The organism is Pseudomonas sp. P5_B2 (assembly GCF_056400445.1).
In genome coordinates, this window is the sequence record NZ_JBFULH010000892.1 from 1 (window position 1) to 1,384 (window position 1,384).

1 pseudogene is annotated in these 1,384 nt (G+C 61.3%); it reads right to left on the minus strand.

From position 1 onward, the window contains the following. Positions 1-1,384: pseudogene (locus AC1DRJ_RS27770) on the minus strand (peroxidase family protein); the annotation flags it as partial.

Below are 1,384 nucleotides of genomic sequence, written 5' to 3' on the forward strand. Positions count from 1 at the left end.
GTGTAGCTGTTCAGGTAAGTCCAGACGCTGTCAGTACCCCCTCCGACACCCTCGATCACGACATCGCCGGCATCGGTCACCTCGTAGACGTCATTCCCGGCGCCGCCGTCCATGAGATCCGCGCCGAGCCCACCGATGAGGACGTCGTTGCCGTCCTCACCAAACAGGAAGTCAGCACCGTCCCCACCGTTGAGAGAATCGTCGCCAGTGCCGCCAACCAACTGGTCGACACCACCCAGGCCAATGAGCGTATCGTTCCCGCCCAGGCCAAGAAGCACATCGCTACCCGCGGTACCGGTAAGGGTGTTCGCCAAGGCGTCTCCTTGCTGCAACGCACCCACTATCAGTACCGCCGCCGTCGCCGCCGAGGTCACCGACTCCAGCGCGCCGAAGCCATCGGTGTACCGCACGATCACCCGCAGTTGCTGATTGATCTGTGTCACACCAGGGGTGAAGGTCGCAGCGGTCGCGCCGTTGATGTTGGTGAAGGTAGCGCCGGTACCTTGCTGCCATTGGAAGCTGAAGGCACCCACCCCATCCGCATCGACAATCCCGGCAGTCAGCGCGGTCAGCACCTGGCCTTGATTCGGTGTCGTATCGCTGATCAGCAACGCACCTGTTGGTGCATCGTTGACGTTGGCAACCGGGTCCGAAGGGTCGGACGTAACGCTCTCGGCCACACCGAAGTCGTCCACGTAACTGACCACCACACGCACCTGATCGCCGACCTGATCCTGACCAAGCGTGAATGTGTTACCCGTTGCTCCGACGATGTCGACAAAGCTGACCCCGTTAGTCGCCTGCCACTGGAAGGTGAACTGCGGATTGCTCAGGCCATCGATGTCGATGATGGTCGAAGTGTCAGCAGTCAACACCTGGTTCTGTACCAGAAGCCCGGTGACGGTTGGCCCTGCGGTCGGTGCGTTGTTCGCAGACGAGTCGACTATTTCCAACGTGCCCTTGGCATCTTGATACACCGCCCGGACGCGGATGCTCAGACCCGCTACATCGTCCGCCACCTGATAGGTGGTGCCAATCGCCCGCGATACCTCACCAGCGGCGACAAAGGTGATGTCTTCATAGACGCCCGAGCCGGCAATGGTTTCGACCTGCCAGTAGTAAGCCACCCCACCGGTAACCGCACCGGTCGGATTGACCAGGCTTACGTTATCCGCGTCGCGTAGCGATAGATCGCTGACACGCAGCAACTGGCCGGCGACCGGCGCATTCTCACGCGCACCAGTGTCCGCATCAAGGATCGCCAGACGACCAGTTGGGTCGATGTTGACGGCGGTGCCAACGCCGGACGACTGCGAAACGTCAGAGAATTGCAGACGCTCGATACCCGTCAACCGATCGATGCCATCACGCCCCGCCACCAGGT